Consider the following 25,182-nt stretch of genomic DNA (forward strand, 5'->3'; position numbering starts at 1 on the left):
CTATGCAGAAACTGCTTTCCGAAATACGCGCATGCGAGGTTTGCAGCGAGCATTTGCCTTTAGGCCCAAGACCTATTGTGGCCGGCTCCCAGAAATCAAAAATTATTTTAGTCAGTCAGGCGCCGGGAAAAAAAGCTCATGACCATAACAAAGCATGGGATGATCCAAGTGGCAGAAAACTTAGGGAATGGTTAGGTGTTACCGATGAACAATTCTACAATCCGGATAATTTTGCGGTTTTACCCATGGGGTTTTGCTTTCCTGGAAAAGGAAAAACAGGTGATTTACCGCCACGTAAGGAATGTGCACCGCTATGGCATGACCATTTTTGGAAGGAGTTAGAAGAAGTGAAACTAATTCTGGTCATTGGAAAATATGCCCAAGACCGTTATTTGAAAAATCAATCTAAGCGCAACCTTACAGAGAACGTAGCTAACTACCATGAGTTTTTGCCTAAGTTTTTTCCGTTGCCGCACCCTTCTCCGGTAAATAGATTTTGGATGTCCAAAAACCCTTGGTTTGAGATAGATGTGGTTCCCACATTACAAACCCAAGTCGCCAAGATTCTTTCGGACTAATCTTTAATTTGTAAGGTGCATTTTTTACGGAACAAAGCCCAAAACAAATCTTCGGATGGATAAGGAAAATTTACTTTCTCAGGAATCATATTTAACATAAAATTCTTCCCTAGCTTATACTCAAGCAGCGATTTTATATGTCTTCCAGATATTTTTTTTGAGGGTCTTCCATGAGAAACCCGCTCAAATCCAAAGTTTTTCAGGAAAATTGTCAAACCTTCTAAGGAATACCAGTGTAAAACACTCGGAGGTGCATATTCATGCCAGCTTTTCCCAAAGACTCTAGCGGAAATACTTTGCCTATTCCATGATTCTATGAGCAAAAAACCATCATCCTTTAACACCTTGGAAGCATTCATAAATGCTTTTTGTTGTTCATAAATGTGAGGAACAACCTGTATCATAGAGACAAGGTCAAACCTTTCATGAGGCCTGAAGCTTTCAAAAGCACCTTGTTCAATTTGCAAGTTATATTGTTTACGACCGTATTGCGCCATTTGATGATTAGGTTCTATTCCAACACCGCTCCAACCTTCGTCTACATACCCCTTTAAAATACATCCTGCCGCTGCCCCTACATCTAAAACCCTTCCTTTTTTGCCAATAATCTGTTCCATTTTTTTCGCATACCTCTTACCGCGTTCGTATAGTAAATCAGATTCCAATAAATAATCCGAATAACCAGCACCTCCATCATTAAAATAAGAATCATCATATGTGTTATCTACATGCTTTTCATCAGTTTTTATATTGGCAAACCGATGATTACAAGACACACAGTCATGAATATCAAAACCATTGATTTTAAATGTAAATTTTGATTCCGAAGCACAAAGGGGACAATCCATAACCAATTTTTTATACTTACATCACTAATTATCTTAAGACCTAATCCGTGCTTTGTCTATGGCGCCATACTAGGACCACACGTTATTTTTGGGGGGAAATTACGACTTATTGGTTTTCCTTCTTTTCAAAAGACAAGGTGGAATACAAGCTTAAAATCTATCAATTAATCGTATTTTTGACTCTTACAAGAAACATAAAAATTATGGCTACTACAAATCATATTACCACCAAATGGCTGGGTAACATGCAGTTCGAAAGCACCAACCCATCTGGCCTAACGTTGAACATAGACGCCGGACCAGACGATGGTGGCGAAGGAAAAGGATTGCGCCCCAAAGCTTTAATGCTATCGGGTTTAGCGGGCTGCTCCGGTCTAGATGTAGCTTCGCTCATTAAAAAAATGAAGTTGGAAGTTGACGATTTTCACATTGAAACCATAGCCAACCTAACGGATGAACACCCTAAGTTTTATGATGCTGTTACTATCGAGTACCATTTCCATGGAAAAAATCTGGCAGAGAAAAAGCTGCAAAGAGCTGTAGACCTTTCTGTTGAGAAGTACTGTGGGGTAATGGAAATGTTCCGAAAATTCGCAACATTGGAAATCAAAACTATTTTTCATAAAGACTAAGTTTAAAGCATCAACTATTAAATTTTCACCCTTCACACCTTATGCGCTGGACCATTAAACCGAAACCTGAACAAAATGCTATTGACCAATTGGCCAGTACGCTTAAGGTAGACGATTTGGTGGCTCAATTGCTATTGCAACGAGGCATTACTACTTATGACGAGGCCAAAAGGTTTTTCCGTCCAGAGCTGTCCCATCTGCACGACCCTTTTTTAATGAGGGATATGCATTTGGCGGTTGAGCGCATAGAAAGGGCTATTTCCAATAACGAAAATATTTTGGTGTATGGCGATTATGATGTGGACGGCACTACGTCTGTCGCTTTGGTTTCTTCCTATTTGCTGAGTTTTTATCCCAATGTTGCCACTTATATTCCCGACAGATATACCGAAGGGTATGGTGTATCTTTCCAAGGAATAGATTTTGCGGAAGACAACGGTTTTTCATTGATAATTGCCTTGGACTGTGGAGTAAAGGCTATTGATAAAGTTGCCTATGCTAAGGAAAAAGGAATAGATTTTATTATCTGTGATCACCACCGGCCTGGCAATTCGCTTCCAGATGCGATAGCGGTTCTTGACCCTAAACGGGATGATTGCAACTATCCATATGATGAGCTTTGTGGCTGCGGTGTTGGCTTTAAACTAATTCAGGCCCTGGGTTCCAGAAAGGGAGAAACCGTCCACGACCTTGTTCCGTACCTTGACTTGGTGGCTACGGCCATTGGTGCAGATATTGTTCCCATGACAGGAGAAAATCGTGTGTTGGCGTATTTTGGTCTTCAGGTTATCAATACCGCTCCACGAACCGGATTTAAGGCCATAATCAATCAGATAAAAAAATCCGTTCTTACCATTACGGATGTGGTGTTCATTATCGCTCCGCGGATAAACGCAGCAGGACGTATGAAACACGGACAACACGCCGTAAACCTACTCACGGAAACTGATTTAACACAAGCCGAAGCCTTTGCCGCCCAAATTGAAAAATTCAACCAAGACCGTCGTGGGCTGGATAAGGAAATTACGATTGAAGCCCTAGACCAAATTCAGAAGAACAAGGAAGAAGAACGCTTTACCTCTGTGGTTTACAAAGACTCTTGGCATAAAGGTGTCATTGGCATCGTTGCCTCCCGACTTACCGAAACCTATTACCGTCCAACCCTTGTATTCACCAAAAGTGGCGATAAATTAGCTGCTTCGGCGCGTTCCGTAAAAGGTTTTGACGTCTATAATGCACTACAAGGTTGTTCCGATTGCATTGAGCAGTTTGGTGGGCACAAGTATGCAGCAGGACTCACTCTGCTGGAAGAACAGTTTGAGAACTTTAAATCGCAATTTGAAAAAGTAGTCTCTGAGACCATAGACCCTAACCTTCTAATTCCTGAAATTTCCGTTGATGCCCAAATCGACTTTAAGGATATTTCACCCAAACTCATGCGAATCATAAAACAGTTCGCCCCGTTTGGACCTGGGAATATGACCCCGGTATTTATGTCCGAAAATCTACAAGATACGGGTTACGCAAAAGGAGTAGGCGAAGATGCGGCCCACTTGAAACTTGCGGCTACCCAAAACGGAATTGGCCCCATTGGCGGCATTGGTTTTAATATGGGCGATAAATTACCCCTTGTCACCAACAAAAAACCGTTTAGCGCTGTATTTTCTTTGGACGAAAATGAATGGCAGGGAAATGTGAGTTTACAGATGAAACTAAAAGATATACAATGAAGATAGAGCACCTAGCCATATGGGTATCCGACCTAGAAGGTACGCGAAAGTTTTACGAACATTATTTTGGTGCAGTTTGCGGAGAACGCTATCATAACCCAAACAAAAACTTTACTTCTCACTTTCTAAGTTTTGATGAAGGCTCTCGACTAGAGCTCATGCACAAACCTGAAATTACTAAGGCATCAAATTCTACCGAAGAGCATTTAGGTTTCATTCATTTTGCACTCTCCGTAGGTTCAAAAGAAAAGGTAGACTCCTTAACGGAACAACTAAGAACTGACGGATTTCAGATTTCCGGCGAACCCCGAACTACAGGAGATGGCTATTACGAAAGTGTAATCCTAGACCCGGAAGGAAACCGAATAGAAATTACCATTTAACGGATTTCTTGCTGCAACTTAACTTGCGAATCGCACCAAGCAAATACACCTCTCAAGATTTTCGTTCGTTTGCTCTAAAGCAACCTACAAACCACTGAGTCGGTTTTGAATTTCTTTCATTTCTCAAGTTCTATTTTTTACTTTTCCCATGTAAAAAAGAGCCGTTTATCGACAAAACCCTTCCCTACAGTCAATTTAAGGCTTCAATAAACTGACTAGCTAGTCAGTTTTAGAAAATAGCACTTGAAAACAAATTTCGGCTCAGCAGTATCCCTTTCATCGGTTTATAGTAATATCTTTGCCGCTTATTTCTTTTGAAAAAGCGTTTCTATGGATCCATATGCTGCTTTACGTTTTAAAGAATTCAATATCTTTTTGCTGGTCCGTTTTGCCATGGTATTTGCATGGTCTATGCAGTTCATTGTTATAGAGTGGCAAGTATACTCCATGACAAAAGACCCACTTTCTTTGGGTATAATAGGTCTTATGGAAGTGATTCCGGCCGTATCAATGGCGCTCTTTGCCGGCCACATTGTAGACCAGAAAGAAAAGCGCAATCTTTTGGTAAAATGCATCTTCGGGTTTTCCGTAATCAGTTTTGGGCTGTTTATGCTCAGTTGGCCTTCCATGGAAGATAAACTGGAAACCAAGACCATTTTGTACTGCATCTATTTCTTGGTATTCCTAGGTGGCATTGTGCGTTCATTCTTAGGACCCACGATATTTTCTCTTATCGCTTTGATCGTTCCTAAAAAAATATATCCCAACGCTGCCACTTGGAGCAGTACCACATGGCAATTATCAGCTGTATTAGGTCCTGCCTTAGCAGGATTTTCCATTAGTTGGATCGGGGTACATTGGTCTATGTGCCTCATTTTTGGATTCTCCATAATGGCGCTGATCTCTCTGTTCCAAATCAAACGAAAACCGATACTCAATCCTAAAATTGGCGAACCCGTCTTTGAAAGTCTGCGCGAAGGACTCCGTTTTGTATTCAGTACAAAGGCCGTTTTTGGGGCTTTAACATTAGATATGATAGCGGTACTTTTTGGTGGGGCGGTAGCGCTGCTTCCTATTTTTGCCCAGGATATTCTTCATGTAGGCTCCGAAGGTTTTGGAGTTTTACGGGCTGCTCCTGCGGTTGGCGCAGCACTTACTATGTTGGGCTCTACTCGTTTTCCATTGCATAAAAACGCAGGTAAGAAGCTACTTTTTGCCGTATTCGGATTTGGTATCTGTATGATTGTTTTTGGACTTTCTACCTATTTCTGGCTTTCGGTAATTGCATTGTTCGTGAGCGGTGCCGTAGATGGTGTTTCCATGATTATCCGTCAAACCATATTACAATTAAAAACCCCGGACAATATGCGAGGTCGCGTAGCATCTGTAAATTCTATGTTCGTAGGCTCCTCTAACGAGCTGGGAGCTTTTGAGAGCGGATTGACTGCAAAACTAATGGGAACGGTCACCGCGGTGGTTTTTGGTGGCGCCATGACCTTATTGACGGTAGGGGCAACGGCTATTGTATCGCCTACGTTTAGAAAACTGGACCTTCAGAAAGATATTGATGAACACGAGGCTAATGAGTAGGCTCGTATTTCTCCAAACTTAATTTTTCCCCATCAAAAACGGCATAGGTGTAGTAATGGATCCAATCGCCTAGATTGGTGTATTTTGAGTTTTCAGCCACTTCTATTTCCATAGGAAGGTGTCGGTGACCAAAAATAAAATGGTCATAATGCTGTGTTTCCAACTTTCGCTTGGCATACTGCACCAACCACTCTTTGTCTTCGCCCAAGAACTTGGCATCGTCATCACCAGAAATCAGTTTGTTCTTCACTGATAAATGTTGCGCCAAACGCACGCCTATATCCGGATGCAGCCATCTAAACAACCATTTAGCCAAAGGATTGGTAAACACCTTTTTCATCCGCTTGTACCCAATATCATCGGGACCCAGACCATCGCCGTGACCAACAAAAAAAGAAACTCCGTTTATACTATACTGCTGCGGTTTATGAAATACGGGGATATTCAGCTCCTCCTCAAAATAGCCGTTCATCCACAAATCATGATTCCCTACAAAGAAATAAATAGGAATACCGGCATCGGATATTTCGGCCAATTTGCCCAGTGTACGGGTAAAACCTTTGGGTACAACGGTTTTGTACTCCATCCAAAAATCGAAAAGATCGCCCATCAGAAAAATAGCGGCAGCGTCTTCCTTAATTGAATCTAACCATGCCACGAATTTTTTTTCGCGAGGAAGGCTATCTACCATAGTAGGTGCTCCAAGATGGTTATCACTGGAAAAATATACTTTTTTGCCCTGAGGAACGGTAATGGTTTTCATCTGATGTCAAATATAACGAATACCCTTTTTAGAAAGGCGTTACTGATTATCGGATGCGTACCACTCTGCAAAAGAAGTATCGGTTTCCTGCAACCGTAAAGAATGTAAGCTGATGTTCTCCGGTAGTCTGGCCTTTATCTTTTTAGAAAAATCTATGACCATGTTCTCACTGGTAGGTTGGTAATCCGCAAGAATTACGTTATGCCCCCTATCCGTTAATTCTTTGGCCAGATCCACGTGTGGCGTATTTTTATTGAATACCGTGGCGTGATCAAACTGGTCTACGATTTCTTCTTTTACGATTTTCTTTAAATCACCAAAATCTATGACCATTCCTAATTTTACATGAGAGGTATCCGTAATAGGGCTACCGATTACCGTTACCGATAATTTATAGCTGTGGCCATGCACGTTTCTACACTTTCCGTCATAGCCGTATAACGCGTGACCGGTCTCAAAATTGAACTGTTTGGTGATTCTAATTTTACTCATGAAATAGGATTGTGGTGCAAAGGTATTCATTTTGTAAAACCAATTGCTTTATAGATTACATTTGCCGGCTTTTAAATTTTGACCTAAGTGGAAGAACTGTATGACCAACTAGACTTTGCGGTGAATTCGCAATTTGAAAAGATAATCTCCGATATCTTGGAAAACGGCTATAGCATTGTTGACGACCTTCTTTCCCAAGAGACGGTAAACGCCCTACGTACGGACCTTTTGGAAAAATATGAAGATGACCTATTTAAAAAAGCGGCCATTGGAAACCGATTAAACGAAGTTGTACAAACCGGAATACGTGGCGATTTTATTCTTTGGATGGATGAAAATATTATTAATGCCAGCCACAAACTTTTCTTTGACCGCATTAACGATTTGGCTTCATATCTTAATAAGACCTGTTTTCTGGGAATTATGAGAAAGGAATTTCATTACGCCGTTTATCCGGAAGGAAAGTTTTACGCAAGGCATTTGGATACCTTTCAAAATGACGATAGGCGAAAACTTTCTATAGTTTGTTACCTGAACGAAGACGATTGGCAACCCGAGCACGGTGGCGAACTGGTTCTGTACCTAAATGGCGAAAACGGGGAAGTACCAAAAACCATTTTCCCGTTTCCCGGTAGGGCGGTAATTTTTGAAAGCCGTGATTTAGAGCACGAAGTAAAGCCTGCAAAACGCGAACGGTTGAGCATTACCGGCTGGTTAAAGACCCGCTAACCTATTGTAAAAAGGGATAAAACTATCTTTTAAACTTTCTTTTTGTACGAACGCGGTTTACAAAGTAGACTACCACCACAAAAAGGGCTAGAATGGGAAAAATAAGGTCGCCATTCAGAAAATTTAAAATATTCATAACTGAGATTTAAAAAAGTAAAACGTCAACTACAGTCGGTTATTGTTATTTTTTGAATTTAGAAAGTGCGTTACGGGTAAATTCCGAAAGCACCAGTTTTCCGGTAATGGCAGCTCGTTCGCTCAAAAGATTGCTCCAGTGGTCCGTACCCTGCCAGAGCACTTTTTTCCAATCTTCAAGGGCTTCCGGATTATAAGTCGATAATTGATGTACGTGAAAATCGAGCGCCTTGTCCAATTCCTTTATATCATCAAAAACCCTAGAGAAGAGTCCCTTTTCCTGAGCCCAATACGCATTCTTCCAGTCTGTTGGAGCCAATGACAGTTCTGAAATAGCTGCCGTTCCCACTTTGCGTTCCACGGCCGGAGCAATGACCAATGGAGCAATACCTATGGTAAGTTCGGACAATCTAATGGATGCGGCTTCTGTTGCGTATACATAATCACAAGCGGCAGCAAGACCTACGCCCCCACCTACTGTCTTGCCCTGTACACGGCCCACAATAACCTTTTTACACTGGCGCATGGCATTGATAACATTGGCAAAACCGCTAAAAAACACCTTGCCTTCCTCCAAATTGGATACGGCCATAAGCTCGTCAAAAGAAGCACCCGCACAAAAAGCGCGGTCACCTTCAGACCTTAAAACAATTACAGATATGGCATCGTTATCAGAGAGTTTATTAAACTCCGCCGTTAACCTATCCAATAGCTCCGCTACAAATGAGTTACTGGCCGGGTGGCCAAACTCTATGGTTGCGACCTTTTTATCTATTTTGGTATAAAGACTTCCGTTTTCTCGGGTAGTTCCCATAACTATGGTTTATTTGTTCAACAAATGTAAGTATCAAAATTAATCGATTTGTAAAAGAGGCCTAAACTTTCTGACAAACTTAACGACCAAGGCCCCACCACGAATGGCCATCCATACGGTAAAAGCTATCCAAATTCCATAAAGCCCCCAATCGAGATACTTCCCCAGAAAAAGCATAGGAACAAAACCTAGAAATGTAGCTGCCAACAGGGTATTTCTAAGGTACTTCATTTCCCCCATACCCTTGAACATACCATCAAAAATAAAGGCAACCGTATTCATGGGCAGACCTAAGATTACGATAAAAAATACTGCATAAAAGGCATTCAGGACCACAGTTTCCTTAGAAAATAGCAAACCTATAGGTTTGTAGAACAAAAAGCCGGCAACTACTAGTATAACACTTACCAGCAGGCCGTATAACATAATTTTTTTGGCCAGCTTCCACAATCCGTTGTAATCTTTTGACCCCAAAAGCCTACCCCCCATGATATTTCCGGCTGCCGCATATCCATCAATAAAAAAAGCGGAGAACAGCCAAATATTGACCGCTATGGTATGCGCACCAATGAATTTAGGCCCCAGTTCCGTGGCCTCCCTAACGGCCAATATTAACGCCGTATTTAAAGCCAAGGCACGTACAAAAAGATTAAGGCTCATGACGACCAATCTACCCAGTTCTTGATGAACCGGTAGTTTCAACCGAAGGCTTATATCTGTTTTCATAACCAAAAGAACAAAGGCCATAATGGCCATAATAGCCTGTGCCAGAAGGCTTGCCCAGGCTGCCCCTTCTAGATACATAGGCTGCATGACTCCTTCTATTCCGTAAACAAAAACAAAATCTAACAACACGTTAAGAACCGCCCCAATAATGGCAATCAACATAGGGTAATATGTGTTTTGCAAACCACGAAAAATACCCATGATGGCAAATACGAAGAGCGTAAGCGGAAACCCCCATACCCGTATGGAATAATAAGACACACAATAATCTAGAATCTTGCCCGTGGCATTGAGCAATTGAAAAATATCCTTTACGATAAAAATGGTGGACAATAACACAAGGATGCTCAGCCCAATATTCAAGAATATAGCTTGTGCCGGTAACGTTTTTACCTCATCTATACGCCCCGCGCCCAAATACTGGGAAATTATGGCGGATATAGCACTTCGAGTCTGACCCAAAATCCATATTAACATAGAAAGGAAAGATCCTACAATACCTGCTGCGGCAAGTGACTCCAGACCATCTACAGGAATATTGCCCACAATGGCCGTGTCCGTAATAGATAATAACGGCTCTGCAATGCCTGCAATGGTTGCGGGTATTGCTAGTTTATTAATTGATTTAAAATTGATTTCGGCCTTCAAGCCGACGAAATTACAACACTAATTCATAACAATGAAAAGGATGTTCACTCTGTTTTGGAAAGAAAATATCACCCAATCGCTGAAATCCTCTTGCCTCATAAAACCTATGGTTTCTTTTATTCTGACTGAACGTATCCAAGCGAACCGAAGCAAAGGAATTTTCACGCGCATAATTTTCGGCAAAAGTCATTAACTTTTGAGCGTAGCCTTTACCCTGAAAGTCTGGATGTACGGATACACGGTGTATATAGATATTCTTTCCCGATGGCGTAAGCCATTCAATAGGTTCATATTCTTCATCCATTAAAGTAGAAATCACAATAGTTCCTATGATTTGATTATCTTTCTCCAAAACATAGAGTTCCCCACGTTCAACATCCAATTCAAAAGCTTGTTTTGAAGGGTAATTTTCATTCCACTGGTAGATCCCATTTTCTATCATTGCAGCAGCACAGGCTTTAGTTACCTCAAGAATTTGTGGAATATCCAATAATTTGGCAGGTGAAATCATTTTCATTAGTTTTATTAAATCGTAAATTTAAACGATAAATCCGAAAACATATGAAACATATACTGGTACCTATTGGTATTTCCCCCGATGCACACAAGACTTTGCAATATGCCGTTGACTTTGCCACACAATTCGATTCTGAAATTTACGTGATGGAAGTTTTCAATGCATCCGTAGGAGCCGGTAAAAGTTTAGCTAACGTTCCTCAAAAGCTTGCAGAGAGTGGCAAGGAACGGTTAAAGGAAGTCATAGAGAAAATAGACACAAAATCTATTGAAATAAAAATAGCCACTTACAACGGTGGTATTGTTGATGGACTGAAGGATATTGATAAAGAGTTGGGTATTGACTTGATAATCATGGCTCCCAGAAGTAACGATATTACCGAAGCGGTCTATCTTGGAAATACTTCCGGAAAAATCATAAAGCAAACGGATATACCAACATTGATTGTACCCAAGGGAAGTGTCTTTACGCCTCCGAAGGTGATTCTGACTGCGTTTAAATCAGGGATTTTAAAACGAAACCGTATTCTTAATCCGTTATTGGAAATCAAGAAAAAATTTGGCTCTACCGTAAACCTTCTCTTGGTAAAAACACCAGGGTATACAGACTCTGACCTAAGAATAAACACGGCACTTATGGACGTTAGCTCTCAAGTAACCATGACAGAAGCACCTACTACCTATTTGGGCGTGTTAGAGCGCTTTGAAGCACAACACCCAGACTTATTATGTGTATTTAGGCATAAAAGAGGGTTCTTCAAGAAACTTTGGGAAAAGAACACCATACTTAAATCCGAGTTCTCGTCACGTATTCCGGTACTTGTACTAAGTGTAAAGAAGGATTAAATAGGTTGTTGCAATTACTTTGCTAACTATTTTGATACTTAGTAGAAAAGTATTTCCTTTGCGCCAGCCAAAATGGGGGATTAGCTCAGCTGGCTAGAGCGCTTGCCTGGCAGGCAAGAGGTCACCGGTTCGACTCCGGTATTCTCCACCAATATTCAAAGCTTCAAGAGTAATTACTTTTGAAGCTTTTTTTGTTCTACCCCAGTTTCTTTTAGCAGTGATATCTGAAAATATACGCCCGAGCGTTTATCTGGGTGGTTTTTTAATTCGATTCTGCCACCCAATTTCTCAATAATAGCCCTAATAGTGGCCAAACCTATTCCCGTATCCGTAGGGTTTTCTTTCCGTAAGGTTTCAAACATGACAAAGACTTTTTCCCAATATTTTTCTGGAATACCGGGGCCGTTATCCTCATAAGTAAATGAATAACTATTTTCGCCCTCCGCAAATGATATTTTGATTTCTGTTAACTCTTGGCGGGAAAACTTTATGGAATTTAAAATCAATTCGGAAAAAATCTGATTGAAGCTTTTTAAGGAGTGAACAATGGTACGGTCACAACCTATGGGAGTCAGGCTAATATGAGATGTCTTGCCCAACTCCTGTGAAATATGGTGAAGCTCAGTTGCAATGTGAAACTCATTATACTCAACCTCACTGTTCATTATATTGGTATAGTTCATAATACCATTAATTAACGCTTCCATATAACTAACCCTATCCTCAATGGTATCTAGCCACTCCGGAACTTCTGTGTCCTTTAATAGATGTAGATAATCCATTTTAATAAAACTTACCAAAGCGCCAATTCCTTGCAACGGGGTTTTCATATCATGTGCCAAGCGATATGTAAAGTGCTTAAGCTGATTGTTCTTAACGGAAAGTTCATGATTTATAATCTGTTGAAGCCTATTTTGACGTCTAAGCTCTAACTGAGCCATAACCTGATTGGCCAATGACCTTAAACAAGCCTGCTGTTTAGGGGTGAAGTTGGTTCTTGGCAAAGTGTCTATAACACATAAAGTACCTATTGAAAACCCGTCTTTTGTGTTCAACGGTGCACCTGCATAAAATTGCACTTGTGGCCCTCCTGTAACCAGCGGATTATCTGCAAAACGTTCATCCTTGCTGGAATCTTTTACAATGAACAATTCCTCAGGATTATTTATGGCATGCGCACAGAAGGCTAGGTCACGAGGGGTTTCCGTAGCGTCTATACCATAGTGGGATTTAAACCACTGCCTATCTGAATCTACCAAAGACACAAGCGCCATTGGAGTATTGCATATTTCTGCCGCTATACGGGTAATGGCATCATATTCTTCTTCCTCCAAGGTATTTAGAATCTCGAAACTTTCAAGTGCTTTAATTCGGTCCTCTTCGTTTAGAGGTATCTTTGGTTTTAACATAAAGTCCTACGTATTACAAAATGTAAGATAAGGGATTTAATTTGTAGGGGATAACTTACCTTATAGTTAAACTGAACGTAATTTTGGACCCTGTTATTGTAGTAACCAATAGAATTATAACTGCATTACCAAGGGTTGATGATGTTATTAAGGGGAGAATGCCATATGAAGGCATAAAAAAACAAGCATCTTTTAAAAGTGACGCTTGTTTCTAGAATGATATTATTCACTTTTTACAGACTAAAAATTGGCTAGTATGCCTTCTCTTCACCTCTTACGGCATTTACTACAGTTGAATAAATGATACTCAGGTCTAACCCCAAAGACCAGCTTTCCGTATAAAAAATATCAAATCGGATTCGGTTTATGATATCCGCCTTTTTAATAATTTCTCCGCGGCATCCTTTAATTTGTGCCAAGCCCGTTATACCAGGTTTTACAAAATGCCTTACCAAATACTTATCAATTGAGGTTTCGTACATTTCCGTATGGGATTCCATATGTGGTCTTGGCCCCACTACGCTCATATCTCCAAGAAAAACATTTATGAACTGTGGCAACTCGTCAATACTGGTCTTACGCAATATCTTACCTATACGAGTAACCCTCATATCATTTTTAGTGGCCATTAAAGTATCAGATTCCGCATTTTGGGTCATTGATCTAAATTTATAACACCAGAATGCTTTTCTATTTACCCCATGCCTTTTTTGTTTAAAAAACAATGGCCCTTTTGACTCTAACTTCATAAGAACAAATAGGATGGGCGTAAGCCATGACAATACTGTGAGAATCACAAAGGAAGAAAACAAGAGATCAAAAGTTCTTTTGATTATTGGAGCATATTCCAATTCCAACGGAGATTTACGCATAGCCAGAACAGGTATATTATCATATAGTTCAATAGACATGGAACGCGTAAAAATTTCCTTGTTGTCCGGTATGATCTTTAACTTTTTCAAGTTGTTATCGGCAAAGGTAATCAGATATTCCAGCTCCTTTTTAGAAAGGTTAGAGGTAACGCAATAGATATAATCCACATCATTTTCCAGGACATACTTAAAACAGTCGTTCATTTTTCCTAAATATGTGGGACTCACAGAAGGGCGGTCATCAAAAAAACCTTTGTACCTATAACCTAATTCCGGTTGATCAAAAACCTTCCTGATTTTCTTAAGGTTTTTATCCCTCCCTACCACAACTACGTTTCTAAAGTTTCCTCCGTACAATCTATACTTTGTCCTAACCCAATAGAACAAAGACCTATAAATGGTTATAAACAAACAAATGACCAAATAGACCGAAGCACGATACTCAAAAGCATATATTCCATTAGATTTGAAGCCGTAAAGCGCAAAATAGGCAAGCCCAAAAATACCGAGCAATCTAAAATATTTACCCAGGTTGGTTTCAAACCTCTCACGTCTTTCCGTAGGGTAATAATTAAGGCTAAACGCCGCTATGAGCCAAGCCAAATTATAATAAAGCACATTGGTTCCTTCTAAATATGTAAGCGGGGTCATGAAGTAAAGTACCCCATTAACTATACACAAATGCATAAGAACTGAAAACGGAATGATTAACAACGATTTTTTCATAAGCCTAGTTTTTCAAATTGAAAAAATGGGGGTAGAAATAAAACCAAAGAACCGGGTGTAAGGCCGCTTTAGATTTACCACGTATTATAATCCGTAACAGAAGTAGGTGTATTTATCTACAATAAAGTAAATGCATCTTTTCTTGAGCTAAAAGAAAATAACCGAATTATTTTCATCAATAAACTAATTATGGTGATAATAATTCAAAACAAACCGCCGAAAACCAATAATAAACAAATAATGTAATCCATAATTTAAAAAGAAATAGTAAAGAGGTGCCAAAATCAAGAATATGAAAATTAACATTTCATTAAGAAATATGCCAAATGCCAAATACACATGGAGATGCCAACATAACAATCCATTATTAGTCTTTTAATGCCTTATAATTTTCCGATTTCTCCCTCTGGAAACAAAACACAAAATTTAACAATTAATTTTAGGGTCAAAAAAATTACAAGTAACGTCCATTTTTAATGCAAACTGTACACAAACCCGTACCATCTATACAATTAACTTACCATAAGGGTTAACATTCCATATTTTTATTTTTTGCGGCTTACCCTATTGACACCGTGGTGATTTCCCCCTATTTAGAATAACGAATTTTCAAATTCAGATAGGATGCGATATCTAAACCATCATTTTTCCTTCATTTTTCTATTGCTATCTATTATACCTTCCTACGGCCAGAGCGAGATAGCTGGAAAAGTGCAAACCGAAACAGACGAACCTGTAACTTATGCAAACGTGTTATTGCTAAGGGCAGGTGATACGGTTTTGGTTAAGGGCACCATCACCAATGAAAACGGTACATTCTTATTGCCCAATATAGCGCAAGGGCAGTACGTCGTATCCGCAAGTATGGTCGGGTTCAAAACCGCAGCTACAAAAGAATTCAATTTCAAAGTGGGTGAATCTCTGAAATTACCTCCTATTATACTTTCCAGAGGTGTGGAATTGGAAGAGGTAATCGTGTCCTCAAAGAAAAACCTTTATGTACAAAAAATTGACCGTATGGTCATTAACGTAGCAAGCAGTATTCTTTCCCAGGGTTCGTCTGCACTTGAAATCCTTGAACGTTCACCAGGCGTTCTCGTAGACAGGCAAAATAGTACCATCTCCTTGGTGGGCAAAAGCGGGGTTGTAGTAATGATTAACGGTAAACAAAGTTATATGCCGGCATCAAGCCTGGTACAGCTTTTACAAAGTATGAATTCCAGCAATATTGAAAGTATTGAACTGATTACTACCCCACCAGCTAATTATGATGCCGAGGGAAACGCCGGTTTTATCAATATTGTTGTAAAAGAACAACCAAATGTTGGGTTTAATGGCTCATATTCACTGTCATTTGGTATTGGCAACGGCACAACCACTTCGGACAATATTAGCATTAACTATAGGAAAAAGCGGATGAATCTTTTTGGCAATTATTCATTTCAAAGGGATGCTCAAGGTCAGCTATTTGATTATGATCGGAGTTTTATAAATAGTGAAGAAGCTCTTGCAAATATAACTACAACCTCAGACCGGGACCCCGTGCAGCGCAATCACAGTATTCGTACAGGTTTGGATTATGAGCTATCCGATAAAACGTTTATAGGCCTATTGCTTTGGGCCAATGACAACAAATGGACTATGGATGCCATTAACCAGAGTAGGGAAACCGTAAACGGCATGTCTCGCTCTTTTGTTGAATTATTGAACACGGAGCGAAACCAATTGCAACATTTTGGATCGAATCTAAATTTGAAACATAACTTTAAAGAAGACAGGTACATTAGTTTTGATTTGGACTATCTTAAATACCACCTTGAAAACCCCACCCTTTACACCAATAGTTTTTTTGATGGTAATAATAATTTCTTACGGGAAGAACTTACCCAGAGTGATAAAACGACACCTATAAACATAAAGGTTGGCAAATTGGATTACAGCGACCAGATAAGCGAAAAAATTAAACTGGGAACGGGAATAAAAGGGGCTTTTAGCAATTTTGAAAATGACGTACTTGTTGGAACTTTTGAAGGGCAAAATTTAGTTGAAGACCCAAGCCTTACGGAAATAAGCAACTTAAAAGAACGGATACTTGCCGGATACAGCAGTATGGACTACGCAATTAATGACAAAACCAACTTAAAAATTGGCCTTAGGTATGAACATACTACATCTGAACTCATTTCCGATAAGCAAGGCAAAGTAGTAGACCGAACGTTTGGTGAACTCTTTCCAACTGCTTACATCTCACATGCCATAAACGATACCTTAAGTTTCAATTTTTCTTATTCCAGACGTATTACAAGACCAACATTCAATGATATGGCGCCGTTTGTTATTTTCGTAGATCCAACCACTTTTTTTTCGGGAAACCCAGCAGTACAGCCTGCCATTTCCAATTCGGTAAAATTTGATATCAATTATAGGTCCGTCCTATTTTCAGCACAATACTCTGTTGAAGATGAAACTATTTCAAGATTTCAATCACGATTTGAAGAGGAAAGCGAGCGTTTGATTTTTGGGGCAACCAATTTAGATCAAACCAAAATTTTTTCGCTTACGTTGGGGCTTCCCATTACTCTTACAAATTGGTGGAAGATTCAAAATAACCTTATCTATTTTAATACGAAAATTGCAAATACTGTAGATGGGTCAATTTTCAATTTTAAACAGAGTTCCTTTAATATTAACCATACCCAGTCATTTACGATGGCAAAAAATCTTACTTCCGAAGTAAATTTTAATTATAACAGTCCATCGATAATTAGTTTTACGGGTACTGGCGTTTTAGAGGAATTTTATGGCCTAAATGTTGGAATCCAAAAAAAATTGGGTGAGCAAGGAGGCACATTATCTTTTAAAGTAAATGATGTGTTAGATTCAATGAAATGGACAGTAACGACCAATATACCGGAGCAAAACCTGAATACAGTAAGTAGTTTTGACTTATTTAACAGGACTTTTATATTGACGTATTCTAACAACTTTGGAAACCGTAAACTAAAATCTACCCGGCAAAGAGGTACTGGCTCAGACGAGGAAAGACAACGAGTAAATTGATACTTTTACATGGAAAGAATATAACCCATGATATGTGGACTCCTTGGTTAGATAACTTGTCTAAAAACTACAAGGTCATTACAGCAGATATGTGAATAGAAGACACGGTCAATCTAATAATTTAACCAATACATTTTTACACAAAGAATCTGTTATTGACTTTTATGGATTACTAGGTAAATGAGTAAATTAATGCTTCCGTATCTATCAATTTTAGCAGAGCCCAACACTAAACCTTCTTACTCAAAGCCAATAAAAGCCGGATTGCCCACTCCCCCTTCACAATTAAATAATTACTGCATAAGCTTTTCTTAACGCTCAAAAATTTACAAATAGTGAATAAACATTGAATTTTGTGTTTTAATATTTACTATTTGTAAACTTTTTGTGACTCTCAAAATACATCATAAGGACATTAGGTTTTTGGCCTACGGTACATTTGCATCTTTTGGCACCTATTTCTGTATGTATGCCTTTCGTAAACCGTTTACAGTAGCCACCTATGAGCAGCTATCCTTTATGGGAATCGATTATAAAATTATCCTCATAATCACCCAAGTACTAGGATATATGATTTCCAAATTCATTGGTATTAAGCTTATTTCCGAACTCAAGGCCAAGAATAGGCTCCGGTATCTTCTGGTCATGATTTCCTTAGCGGAGTTAAGCCTAATTCTTTTTGGACTTGTTCCTCCTCCATACAATATCATCTTCATGTTTTTCAACGGCCTCTCGCTGGGAATGATCTGGGGAATAGTATTTTCATATTTAGAAGGAAGAAAATTTACCGAAATATTAGGAGTAACCCTCTGTTCCAGCTTCATTGTTTCAAGTGGTGCCGTAAAATCATCGGGGCTACTCTTAATGCAGGCTACAGGTGTTTCCGAAATTTGGATGCCGGCCTTAACGGGAGCTGTATTTCTTATTCCTTTTCTAGGATTTTCGGTTTTACTGGATCGCATTCCCAAACCTACGGAAGAGGACAAAATATTAAGAAAAGAGCGCAAACCTATGAACCGGGCAGACCGTAAAAAAGTGCTGTCCAATTTCTTCTTCCCGATTATAGTACTTGTTTTTTTCTATATAAGCCTTACGGCGATACGTGACTTTCGGGATAATTTTTCGCGTGAAATATGGGATGCGGTGGGTTTTAAAGGCAATGCTTCTATCTACACCCTCACCGAACTGCCTGTAGCAATTATAGTTCTGCTTTCAATTGGTCTTTTTGCGTTCGTCAAGAATAACTATCGGGCCTTTATAACCTATCACTATCTCCTTATTTTTGGCGCCCTATTAATTGGTACAAGCACCTTTCTTTTTCAAAACCAGCTTATAGGCCCTGTACTCTGGATGATTTTAATCGGCCTGGGATTGTATATCTGCTACGTACCGTTTAATTGCATTTTTTTTGATAGGATGATAGCCACCTTTAAGATCGAAGGCAATGCCGGTTACCTCATCTATATTGCCGATGCCTTTGGGTATCTGGGAAGCATGGCCGTTTTGCTCTATAAAAATTTTGGCCAACGCTCCGTTTCATGGTTACAGTTCTTTAGCTATGGAACCTACGCCATTGCCTTTATTGGCCTTATTGCAGCTACTTGCTCTTTACTCTATTTCAAGAAAAAATACAGACGCGAACAACAGACTTTAAATAATGAACTACAGATTGTATGACCATGGAGAATAAATATGACCTAATTGTAGTTGGAGGAGGTGTTCTAGGCACTTTTCATGCCTATCACGCCGTGAACAAGGGACTAAAAGTAGCCTTGTTGGAAAAAGATGCGAAACCCCAAGGTGCCACGGTTCGGAATTTTGGACAAGTAGTACCTTCTGGCATGGACTCTAAATGGCAACTTTATGGGCGGGAAAGCTTGAATATATACAAACACATCCAATCTAAATTTGATATATCCGTTAGGCAAGAGGGAAGCATTTATATAGCCTCTAATGAAGAAGAAACGCAACTTTTACTAGAGCTGAACGCCATAAATCTGGCCAATTCCTATACATCCAAATTATTGACCAAAGAAGAATGCTTAGAGATGTACCCCGGCTTAAGGGCAGATTATGTTAAGATGGGACTTTTCTTTCCTGAAGAGGTAATGGTAGAACCGCGTTTAATGATCGGTAAATTACAAGCCTACCTAGAAGAAGTGGGCATGGATGTTTTCATGAACAAAACCGTGGTAGAATGTAATGCCCTTACCAATTGGGTACAGGTACACACTACGGATAACACAAGCTTGTCCGCCGCCAAGGTCATCATTTGTAACGGAAGTGATTTTAAAACGCTGTACCCCAGCTTGTTTGCGGAAAGCGATCTTATCGTATCTAAATTACAGATGATGCAAACCAAGCATCAGCCCAATTATAAATTACCCAGTTCTATACTCACCGGGCTTTCCATACGCCGCTATGAAGCTTTTTCGGAATGTCCTTCATACGCCTCCATTAAAGCCAAAGAAAACAGCGAAGCTTTCGAGAAAAAATGGGGTGTTCACATTCTTTTGAAACAGGCTGCGGACGGTTCCGTTATTATAGGTGACTCCCATGAATATGCTCCGGCAGCACGTATGGATTATTTGGGAATGGACTTAAATATGAACATAGATAACTTTATCCTTAAGGAAGCCAAAAAAATATTTGACTTACCCACCTACCAAATCCAGAACCGTTGGTACGGCCTTTATTCCCAATGCAAAGAGGCAGATATCTATCAACATACTATAGACCATAACATTCATATTGTTACCGGTATAGGTGGCAAAGGCATGACCGGAAGTGCGGGTTTTGCCAAAGAAAACATCAATTCAATTTTTAATTTACAAAATGCATAACATAGAATTAGCAGTATTTGACATGGCCGGAACGGTCGTTAATGAGAACAATGTGGTCTACAAAACGTTGCAAAAGGCCATTAACAAGACCGGTCATAAACTAGACCTGGATTTTGTTCTTGAGCATGGTGCCGGAAAAGAAAAACACCAGGCCATAAAAGATATTTTAAACGCCCTTAACAATCCAAAAGAACAGGCTTCCGAACCTATTTTTGAGGATTTTAAAAAACTATTGGATGATGCTTACCACGAGCTGAACGTAACCTCGTTTGAAGGTGTTGAGCAAATGCTAACGCAACTCAAATCCAAAAAAATAAAGATAGCACTGAACACGGGCTATAACAGGGCCATTGCCGAATTACTATTACAAAAAATGAACTGGAAACAAGGCGAGCAATATGACGCACTGGTTACAGCTAACGATGTAGCTGAAGGTCGCCCTCACCCAGCCATGATCTTTAAGGCCATGCAGCTACTGAAAATAACCAATTCCAATAACGTATTGAAAGCCGGAGACTCTATCATAGATATTGAAGAAGGAAAAAATGCCCAGTGTGGCGTTACCGTAGGTGTAACCACCGGTGCCCATACGGAAGATCAATTAAAATCCGCTCAACCTACCTATGTGTTAAGCTCCCTTACAGAACTCCCTAATTACCTGGCAGGTTAGTTATTACTAAAACGGTTTTGAACTACAAACAAACAATCCGTTTACCAGTTGGTAGACGGATTGTTTGTTTGTATATATCCAAGTCCTACACAAAAAAATACATAACCAACATCTTAGTTGGTCTGTCACTCCTGTTAACGGGCACATGGGGAATGCGACCATCGAAGAAAATGGAATCGCCTTCTTTCAAAAGAACTTCTTCTTCGTCAATAATGTAAGAACACTCGCCCGTAAGCATATACTTAAACTCGTAAGCGTCCGTAGTAACTTTATCTCGTTCCGAATTAGGTTGCACCTCTAATAAAACCGTCTCAAAACCTAAAGAAGAAAGCTGTTTTCCAAAAATATAGGTGTAATTAAAGCCAATGGCATTATCCTCTTTTTCAATACTGGTATTATCTTCCTTTCTTGAGACAATAAATTTGGCCCCATTTATTTTGGCCATACCATTAAAAAAGTCGGTTACCTCAACTTCCAATGAATTAATAATCTTTAAGAGAACGGGTAGCGAAGGTATGGTCCGGCCATTCTCTATTCTTGAAATTAGACCACCAGTAACTTCTGCACGTTGTGCAATATCGCTAATGGTCTTATTTCCCTCTTTTCTTATTTCCTTAATTCGTTTTCCTATACCAATAAGGTAGTCTTCCATATCTAAAACTTAATATACAAACTTACTATTAAATACATTTTAAGACGTTTAAACCTACAAAATAGATGTGGTTTTTAGTCCGTATAATTTTAATTAAACCGTCATAATTACAAAATCTATATTTGAGTATTTGTAAATAACGTTAAGATAACATTTTTATAACAACACCTCTCCAAACCTTGCAATAACTTAATATTTAATCACATTTTGCTTAACCTGTTCAACTGATATTTGTTGCATAATAATTAACCAAAGTTTACAAATACGAAAAAATGAAAAGAACAGTTCTTTTAGCCTTATTCACTTTGGTGGTCAGTTTGTCCGCCCGTGCACAGACCACTTTTACGGGAACGGTACTAGATGAAAACCAAGTGCCATTACCCGGTGCTTCTTTAGTTATTAAAGGAAGTGCAACCGGGGTAGCCACAGATTTTGACGGTAATTTTAGCATAGAATTACCACAAGGAAATGAAATTCTGGTAGTATCCTATTTGGGGTATATACCCTCGGAACTCAACACAACGGGAAAAACAACAGCAACCATCGTTTTGCAACCTAACTCAGAACAATTAGGCGAGGTTGTGGTAACTGCTTTGGGTATTAAAAGAGAAGCTAAGAAATTAGCGTATGCTGTTCAAAAAGTCTCGGGAGAAGACATTTCAAAAGCAAAAGAAACCAACGTTGTAAACTCCTTAGCGGGTAAACTAGCCGGTGTACAGGTAACCGGAGGTAATTCTGGAGTAGGTTCATCCTCACAAATCATTATTCGTGGGGAGAGTTCGTTAAACCCAAGTCCAAACGCGAATTCACCGCTTTTCGTAGTTGACGGTATTCCCATCAACAACAGTGTAAGTAGCCGGTCTAACGAAGGTAACATGGAAGTAGACTACGGAAACGGTGCGCAAGACATTAACCCGGACGATATAGAGACCATGAACGTGCTAAAAGGGCCAAGTGCCACCGCCCTTTACGGCTCAAGAGGTGCTAACGGGGTTATATTGATAACTACAAAATCAGGAAAGAACAACAAGGGCATAGGTGTTTCTTACACCAACAACACCACATTTGAGTCTATACTAACATTTCCAGAATATCAATATGAATACGGTCAAGGATCAAACGGTCAGTTCGCTTTTGCCGATGGTGGCCAAAACCGTTCCATAACAGGAGGTGTAAACGATCATGTTGACGAAAGTTGGGGTCCTGCTTTAAACGGCCAATTGATTGCACAGCATGACAGCCCAACAACCAGCGGTTTGCGTGCGGGTGATGTTCATGTACGACCAAGAAATGCAGACGGTACTTTTGCCGATGAAATTATTGCCACTCCGTTTTTATCGAGACCCGGAAACATTAAAAGTTTTTTTGAAACCGGACATACTATTAGTAACAACATTGCGCTAACCGGTGGAAACGATAAAGGAAACTTTAGACTCTCTTTTACCGATTTACAAAGCGAGGGCATCGTACCCAATTCGGATTACAATAGACGTTCATATGCACTTAACGGATCGTACCAACTTGCAGATTGGCTTAAAGTCTCCGGTTCTATGAACTATGTAAACAGTAACTCAGGCAACCGTCCAGTAAACTCGTATGGTACGGAAAACATTATGTACTTATGGATTTGGTTCGGACAACATGTTGATATGGACTCGCTACGCGATTACTGGCAACCAGGTTTAGAGGGCGTACAACAGTACAATTACAATTACAACTACCATGACAACCCTTTCTTTAATGTTTACGAAAACACGAACAGTCTTGATAAGGACCGTATTATTACCAATATGCGTGCAGACATTAAACTAGCCAAAGGTCTAGATTTCATGTTCAGAACTGGATTTGATTATGCCAACGAACTAAATATGCGTAAAAGAGCCTATTCTACGCAGCGGTTCCCAAAGGGCCAGTATAGAGAGGATAATATTTATGCTTTTGAGCAGAACACAGATTTTCTTCTCGGCTACAACACTACGTTCAATGATGACTTTGATTTTGGCCTTTCTTTTGGGGGCAATAGCCGTATTGTTAAAAACAGATACCAAAGAGTAAGTGCCAACTCACTTTCAATTCCCGGCATATACAATTTCGGGAATGCGGCAGAACCTCTAACGTCTAGCGATTATGATGACAAAAAGGAAATTAACAGTCTGTACGCTTTTGCAAATTTTGGTTTCAAGGACTATTTGTTCCTAGATGTTACCGGAAGAAACGATTGGTCTTCTACCCTTCCTTTAGAGAATAGCAGTTATTTTTATCCTTCGGCGGGACTTAGTTTAATTCTATCGGACATGTTCACGCTTCCTAAAACCATAACTTTTGCAAAATTAAGAGCAGGCTGGGCAAGTGTAGGTAACGATACTGACCCGTACAACTTATTATCTACTTACGGCTTTGGAACAACATTCAACGGTTTTTCAAGAGTTAATTCGCCTTCCGAATTAAAACTACCGGACTTAAAACCAGAAAGAACCAATTCTTTTGAGGTTGGTGCGGACTTAAGGTTGCTTAATAACCGTTTAGGGCTGGACGTGGCTTTATACAGATCGGAAACCAAGAACCAAATTATTTCGCTACCAGTTTCCAATACTTCTGGTTATAACCAAACGGTTATCAACGCTGGTAAAGTTAGAAATGAAGGTCTAGAAATTACTTTGAATGCAACACCTGTAAAGTCTGAGAATTTCACTTGGAATACCAATATCAACTTTACCACGAATAGAGGTGAAATCTTAGAGCTCGCAGAAGAACTCCCTTTTTATCGGATAAAGGAAAACTACCTTATTGTAGGTGCCGAGGTAGGTAAGAGAATGGGAGATTTATACGGCACGGGCTTCGTAGAAGTAACGGATCCCAACAGTCCTCATTTTGGAAAATGGATTATCAACCAAGATACCGGTCTACCTTCACGAGACAATGAACTTAGAAACTTGGGTAACTACAACCCTGATTTTATGGTGGGCCTTCAAAATAGTTTCCGTTACAAAAACCTAAACCTGGGCGTTCTTTTTGATTGGAGACAAGGTGGTGTTTACCATTCAAGAACAGTTTCCATTGGCGGTACCACAGGCCTTTTGGATTTTACTACGGAAGGGCGTGAAACGGGTATTGTTGCCGAAGGAGTAATAAATACCGGAACTGCAGAAAACCCAGTATATGAAGAGAACACCATAAATGTTCCTGCATCCGGGTACTACTCTACCGTGTACAACCGAAGCAATGAGGAAACTACAATGTACGATGCCAGTTATGTAAAACTTAGAGAAGTAAAATTCGGTTACAACTTCCCTAAAAAGATGTTCTCCCAAACCCCAATTGCTTCCGCCAGTATTTCTCTTGTTGGACGTAACCTGGCTTTATGGACAGAAAATCCCCATGTAGACCCTGAAACTATATCATTCTCAGGCGGAACGGTAGTTCCCGGTGTAGAGGATATGGCCCTGCCAAGCACAAGAAGCTATGGAGTTAATATAAACATAGAATTCTAAATAGAATTAATCAATACAATATATATTCA

21 protein-coding genes and 1 tRNA gene are annotated in these 25,182 nt (G+C 39.7%); 13 read left to right on the plus strand and 9 right to left on the minus strand.

Annotation, left to right across the window (positions count from 1 at the left end; genetic code table 11):
• The first annotated feature begins 2 nt into the window (after window positions 1–2).
• Window positions 3–578 carry a uracil-DNA glycosylase family protein gene (locus tag SJY45_RS12435; protein ID WP_215437128.1) on the plus strand — a complete coding sequence of 192 codons (576 nt, stop codon included), beginning with the start codon at window positions 3–5 and terminating at the stop codon, window positions 576–578.
• Here SJY45_RS12435 and SJY45_RS12440 read toward each other — a convergent pair.
• Window positions 575–1,426, minus strand: a complete 852-nt coding sequence (locus SJY45_RS12440) for a class I SAM-dependent methyltransferase (RefSeq protein ID WP_400071069.1) — start codon at window positions 1,424–1,426, stop codon at window positions 575–577. The two genes, SJY45_RS12435 and SJY45_RS12440, sit on opposite strands and share 4 nt — an antisense overlap.
• Window positions 1,427–1,629: 203 nt before the next feature.
• Here SJY45_RS12440 and SJY45_RS12445 point away from each other — a divergent pair, with 203 nt between their 5' ends.
• From SJY45_RS12445 to SJY45_RS12460, 4 genes are all read left to right on the plus strand, one after another.
• Complete coding sequence (locus SJY45_RS12445) at window positions 1,630–2,058, plus strand: OsmC family protein (protein WP_215437125.1); 429 nt, start codon at window positions 1,630–1,632, stop codon at window positions 2,056–2,058.
• 41 nt (window positions 2,059–2,099) lie between these two features.
• On the plus strand, window positions 2,100–3,788 hold the full coding sequence (gene recJ / locus SJY45_RS12450; RefSeq protein ID WP_400071072.1) for a single-stranded-DNA-specific exonuclease RecJ: 1,689 nt from the start codon (window positions 2,100–2,102) through the stop codon (window positions 3,786–3,788).
• A complete protein-coding gene (locus SJY45_RS12455) occupies window positions 3,785–4,171 on the plus strand; it encodes a VOC family protein (RefSeq protein ID WP_215913577.1) in 387 nt (128 codons plus the stop codon). The genes recJ and SJY45_RS12455 overlap by 4 nt, the downstream gene beginning before the upstream one ends.
• 330 nt (window positions 4,172–4,501) lie before the next feature.
• On the plus strand, window positions 4,502–5,761 hold the full coding sequence (locus SJY45_RS12460; RefSeq protein ID WP_400071074.1) for an MFS transporter: 1,260 nt from the start codon (window positions 4,502–4,504) through the stop codon (window positions 5,759–5,761).
• Here the strand turns inward: SJY45_RS12460 and SJY45_RS12465 are convergent.
• Window positions 5,751–6,524: a UDP-2,3-diacylglucosamine diphosphatase gene (locus SJY45_RS12465; RefSeq protein ID WP_400071076.1), complete on the minus strand. Its 774-nt coding sequence runs from the start codon at window positions 6,522–6,524 to the stop codon at window positions 5,751–5,753. The two genes, SJY45_RS12460 and SJY45_RS12465, sit on opposite strands and share 11 nt — an antisense overlap.
• A 39-nt stretch (window positions 6,525–6,563) precedes the next feature.
• A complete protein-coding gene (locus SJY45_RS12470) occupies window positions 6,564–7,016 on the minus strand; it encodes a 6-carboxytetrahydropterin synthase (RefSeq protein ID WP_215437113.1) in 453 nt (150 codons plus the stop codon).
• 87 nt (window positions 7,017–7,103) lie between these two features.
• Between SJY45_RS12470 and SJY45_RS12475 the strand changes: the two genes are divergently transcribed.
• Window positions 7,104–7,745, plus strand: coding sequence for a 2OG-Fe(II) oxygenase (locus SJY45_RS12475; protein ID WP_400071078.1), 642 nt, complete (start codon window positions 7,104–7,106; stop codon window positions 7,743–7,745).
• A gap of 181 nt (window positions 7,746–7,926) precedes the next feature.
• Here SJY45_RS12475 and SJY45_RS12480 read toward each other — a convergent pair whose 3' ends face one another.
• Genes SJY45_RS12480 through SJY45_RS12490 form a run of 3 tightly spaced genes read right to left on the minus strand, consistent with a single transcriptional unit; the run spans window position 7,927 to window position 10,579 of the window.
• Entirely contained in the window at window positions 7,927–8,694 is a 768-nt protein-coding gene (locus tag SJY45_RS12480; RefSeq protein WP_400071080.1) for an enoyl-CoA hydratase/isomerase family protein, read from the minus strand.
• 39 nt (window positions 8,695–8,733) lie between these two features.
• On the minus strand, window positions 8,734–10,068 hold the full coding sequence (locus SJY45_RS12485; RefSeq protein WP_400071082.1) for an MATE family efflux transporter: 1,335 nt from the start codon (window positions 10,066–10,068) through the stop codon (window positions 8,734–8,736).
• Window positions 10,069–10,078: 10 nt separating this feature from the next.
• The gene (locus SJY45_RS12490; protein WP_400071084.1) at window positions 10,079–10,579 is read right to left on the minus strand and encodes a GNAT family N-acetyltransferase; all 501 of its coding nucleotides are present in this window, start codon (window positions 10,577–10,579) and stop codon (window positions 10,079–10,081) included.
• Between the two features lie 50 nt (window positions 10,580–10,629).
• On the opposite strand from SJY45_RS12490, the gene SJY45_RS12495 reads away from it, so the two are divergent.
• Window positions 10,630–11,430 carry a universal stress protein gene (locus SJY45_RS12495; protein ID WP_400071086.1) on the plus strand — a complete coding sequence of 267 codons (801 nt, stop codon included), beginning with the start codon at window positions 10,630–10,632 and terminating at the stop codon, window positions 11,428–11,430.
• 74 nt (window positions 11,431–11,504) lie between these two features.
• Window positions 11,505–11,581: transfer RNA gene (locus tag SJY45_RS12500), tRNA-Ala, on the plus strand.
• A gap of 22 nt (window positions 11,582–11,603) precedes the next feature.
• On the opposite strand, the gene SJY45_RS12505 is transcribed toward SJY45_RS12500, so the two are convergent.
• Together SJY45_RS12505 and SJY45_RS12510 are read right to left on the minus strand one after the other, a co-directional pair.
• Window positions 11,604–12,839: an ATP-binding protein gene (locus SJY45_RS12505; RefSeq protein WP_400071088.1), complete on the minus strand. Its 1,236-nt coding sequence runs from the start codon at window positions 12,837–12,839 to the stop codon at window positions 11,604–11,606.
• Between the two features lie 251 nt (window positions 12,840–13,090).
• Window positions 13,091–14,437 (minus strand): exopolysaccharide biosynthesis polyprenyl glycosylphosphotransferase, encoded by a 1,347-nt coding sequence (locus SJY45_RS12510; RefSeq protein ID WP_289037539.1) that lies wholly within the window; start codon window positions 14,435–14,437, stop codon window positions 13,091–13,093.
• A 624-nt stretch (window positions 14,438–15,061) separates the two neighbouring features.
• On the opposite strand from SJY45_RS12510, the gene SJY45_RS12515 reads away from it, so the two are divergent.
• The 4 genes from SJY45_RS12515 (at window position 15,062) to SJY45_RS12530 (ending at window position 21,010) form a co-directional block, all read left to right on the plus strand.
• Complete coding sequence (locus SJY45_RS12515; protein WP_400071091.1) at window positions 15,062–17,497, plus strand: TonB-dependent receptor domain-containing protein; 2,436 nt, start codon at window positions 15,062–15,064, stop codon at window positions 17,495–17,497.
• Between the two features lie 387 nt (window positions 17,498–17,884).
• Window positions 17,885–19,174 (plus strand): DUF5690 family protein, encoded by a 1,290-nt coding sequence (locus SJY45_RS12520; protein WP_400071093.1) that lies wholly within the window; start codon window positions 17,885–17,887, stop codon window positions 19,172–19,174.
• Between the two features lie 2 nt (window positions 19,175–19,176).
• Entirely contained in the window at window positions 19,177–20,340 is a 1,164-nt protein-coding gene (locus SJY45_RS12525; protein ID WP_400071095.1) for a TIGR03364 family FAD-dependent oxidoreductase, read from the plus strand.
• A complete protein-coding gene (locus SJY45_RS12530) occupies window positions 20,333–21,010 on the plus strand; it encodes a phosphonatase-like hydrolase (protein WP_400071097.1) in 678 nt (225 codons plus the stop codon). The genes SJY45_RS12525 and SJY45_RS12530 overlap by 8 nt, the downstream gene beginning before the upstream one ends.
• A gap of 85 nt (window positions 21,011–21,095) precedes the next feature.
• Here the strand turns inward: SJY45_RS12530 and SJY45_RS12535 are convergent, their stop codons facing one another.
• A complete protein-coding gene (locus SJY45_RS12535; protein ID WP_400071098.1) occupies window positions 21,096–21,662 on the minus strand; it encodes a helix-turn-helix domain-containing protein in 567 nt (188 codons plus the stop codon).
• Between the two features lie 272 nt (window positions 21,663–21,934).
• Between SJY45_RS12535 and SJY45_RS12540 the strand changes: the two genes are divergently transcribed.
• Window positions 21,935–25,153, plus strand: a complete 3,219-nt coding sequence (locus SJY45_RS12540) for a SusC/RagA family TonB-linked outer membrane protein (RefSeq protein ID WP_400071100.1) — start codon at window positions 21,935–21,937, stop codon at window positions 25,151–25,153.
• Window positions 25,154–25,182 lie beyond the last annotated feature (29 nt).

Origin of the sequence: Zobellia russellii (assembly GCF_044597075.1) — a bacterium.
GTDB lineage: Bacteria > Bacteroidota > Bacteroidia > Flavobacteriales > Flavobacteriaceae > Zobellia > Zobellia russellii.

Excerpts from the sequence above, each read along its gene's own strand:
- SJY45_RS12465 (WP_400071076.1), bottom strand. The coding sequence starts at position 6,524 with ATGAAAACCATTACCGTTCCTCAGGGCAAAAAAGTATATTTTTCCAGT.
- SJY45_RS12440 (WP_400071069.1), bottom strand. The coding sequence starts at position 1,426 with ATGGATTGTCCCCTTTGTGCTTCGGAATCAAAATTTACATTTAAAATC.
- SJY45_RS12455 (WP_215913577.1), top strand. The coding sequence starts at position 3,785 with ATGAAGATAGAGCACCTAGCCATATGGGTATCCGACCTAGAAGGTACG.
- SJY45_RS12540 (WP_400071100.1), top strand. The coding sequence starts at position 21,935 with ATGAAAAGAACAGTTCTTTTAGCCTTATTCACTTTGGTGGTCAGTTTG.
- SJY45_RS12480 (WP_400071080.1), bottom strand. The coding sequence starts at position 8,694 with ATGGGAACTACCCGAGAAAACGGAAGTCTTTATACCAAAATAGATAAA.
- SJY45_RS12460 (WP_400071074.1), top strand. The coding sequence starts at position 4,502 with ATGGATCCATATGCTGCTTTACGTTTTAAAGAATTCAATATCTTTTTG.
- SJY45_RS12445 (WP_215437125.1), top strand. The coding sequence starts at position 1,630 with ATGGCTACTACAAATCATATTACCACCAAATGGCTGGGTAACATGCAG.
- SJY45_RS12470 (WP_215437113.1), bottom strand. The coding sequence starts at position 7,016 with ATGAGTAAAATTAGAATCACCAAACAGTTCAATTTTGAGACCGGTCAC.
- SJY45_RS12530 (WP_400071097.1), top strand. The coding sequence starts at position 20,333 with ATGCATAACATAGAATTAGCAGTATTTGACATGGCCGGAACGGTCGTT.
- SJY45_RS12435 (WP_215437128.1), top strand. The coding sequence starts at position 3 with ATGCAGAAACTGCTTTCCGAAATACGCGCATGCGAGGTTTGCAGCGAG.
- SJY45_RS12535 (WP_400071098.1), bottom strand. The coding sequence starts at position 21,662 with ATGGAAGACTACCTTATTGGTATAGGAAAACGAATTAAGGAAATAAGA.
- SJY45_RS12505 (WP_400071088.1), bottom strand. The coding sequence starts at position 12,839 with ATGTTAAAACCAAAGATACCTCTAAACGAAGAGGACCGAATTAAAGCA.
- SJY45_RS12490 (WP_400071084.1), bottom strand. The coding sequence starts at position 10,579 with ATGATTTCACCTGCCAAATTATTGGATATTCCACAAATTCTTGAGGTA.
- SJY45_RS12495 (WP_400071086.1), top strand. The coding sequence starts at position 10,630 with ATGAAACATATACTGGTACCTATTGGTATTTCCCCCGATGCACACAAG.
- recJ (WP_400071072.1), top strand. The coding sequence starts at position 2,100 with ATGCGCTGGACCATTAAACCGAAACCTGAACAAAATGCTATTGACCAA.
- SJY45_RS12515 (WP_400071091.1), top strand. The coding sequence starts at position 15,062 with ATGCGATATCTAAACCATCATTTTTCCTTCATTTTTCTATTGCTATCT.
- SJY45_RS12510 (WP_289037539.1), bottom strand. The coding sequence starts at position 14,437 with ATGAAAAAATCGTTGTTAATCATTCCGTTTTCAGTTCTTATGCATTTG.
- SJY45_RS12525 (WP_400071095.1), top strand. The coding sequence starts at position 19,177 with ATGGAGAATAAATATGACCTAATTGTAGTTGGAGGAGGTGTTCTAGGC.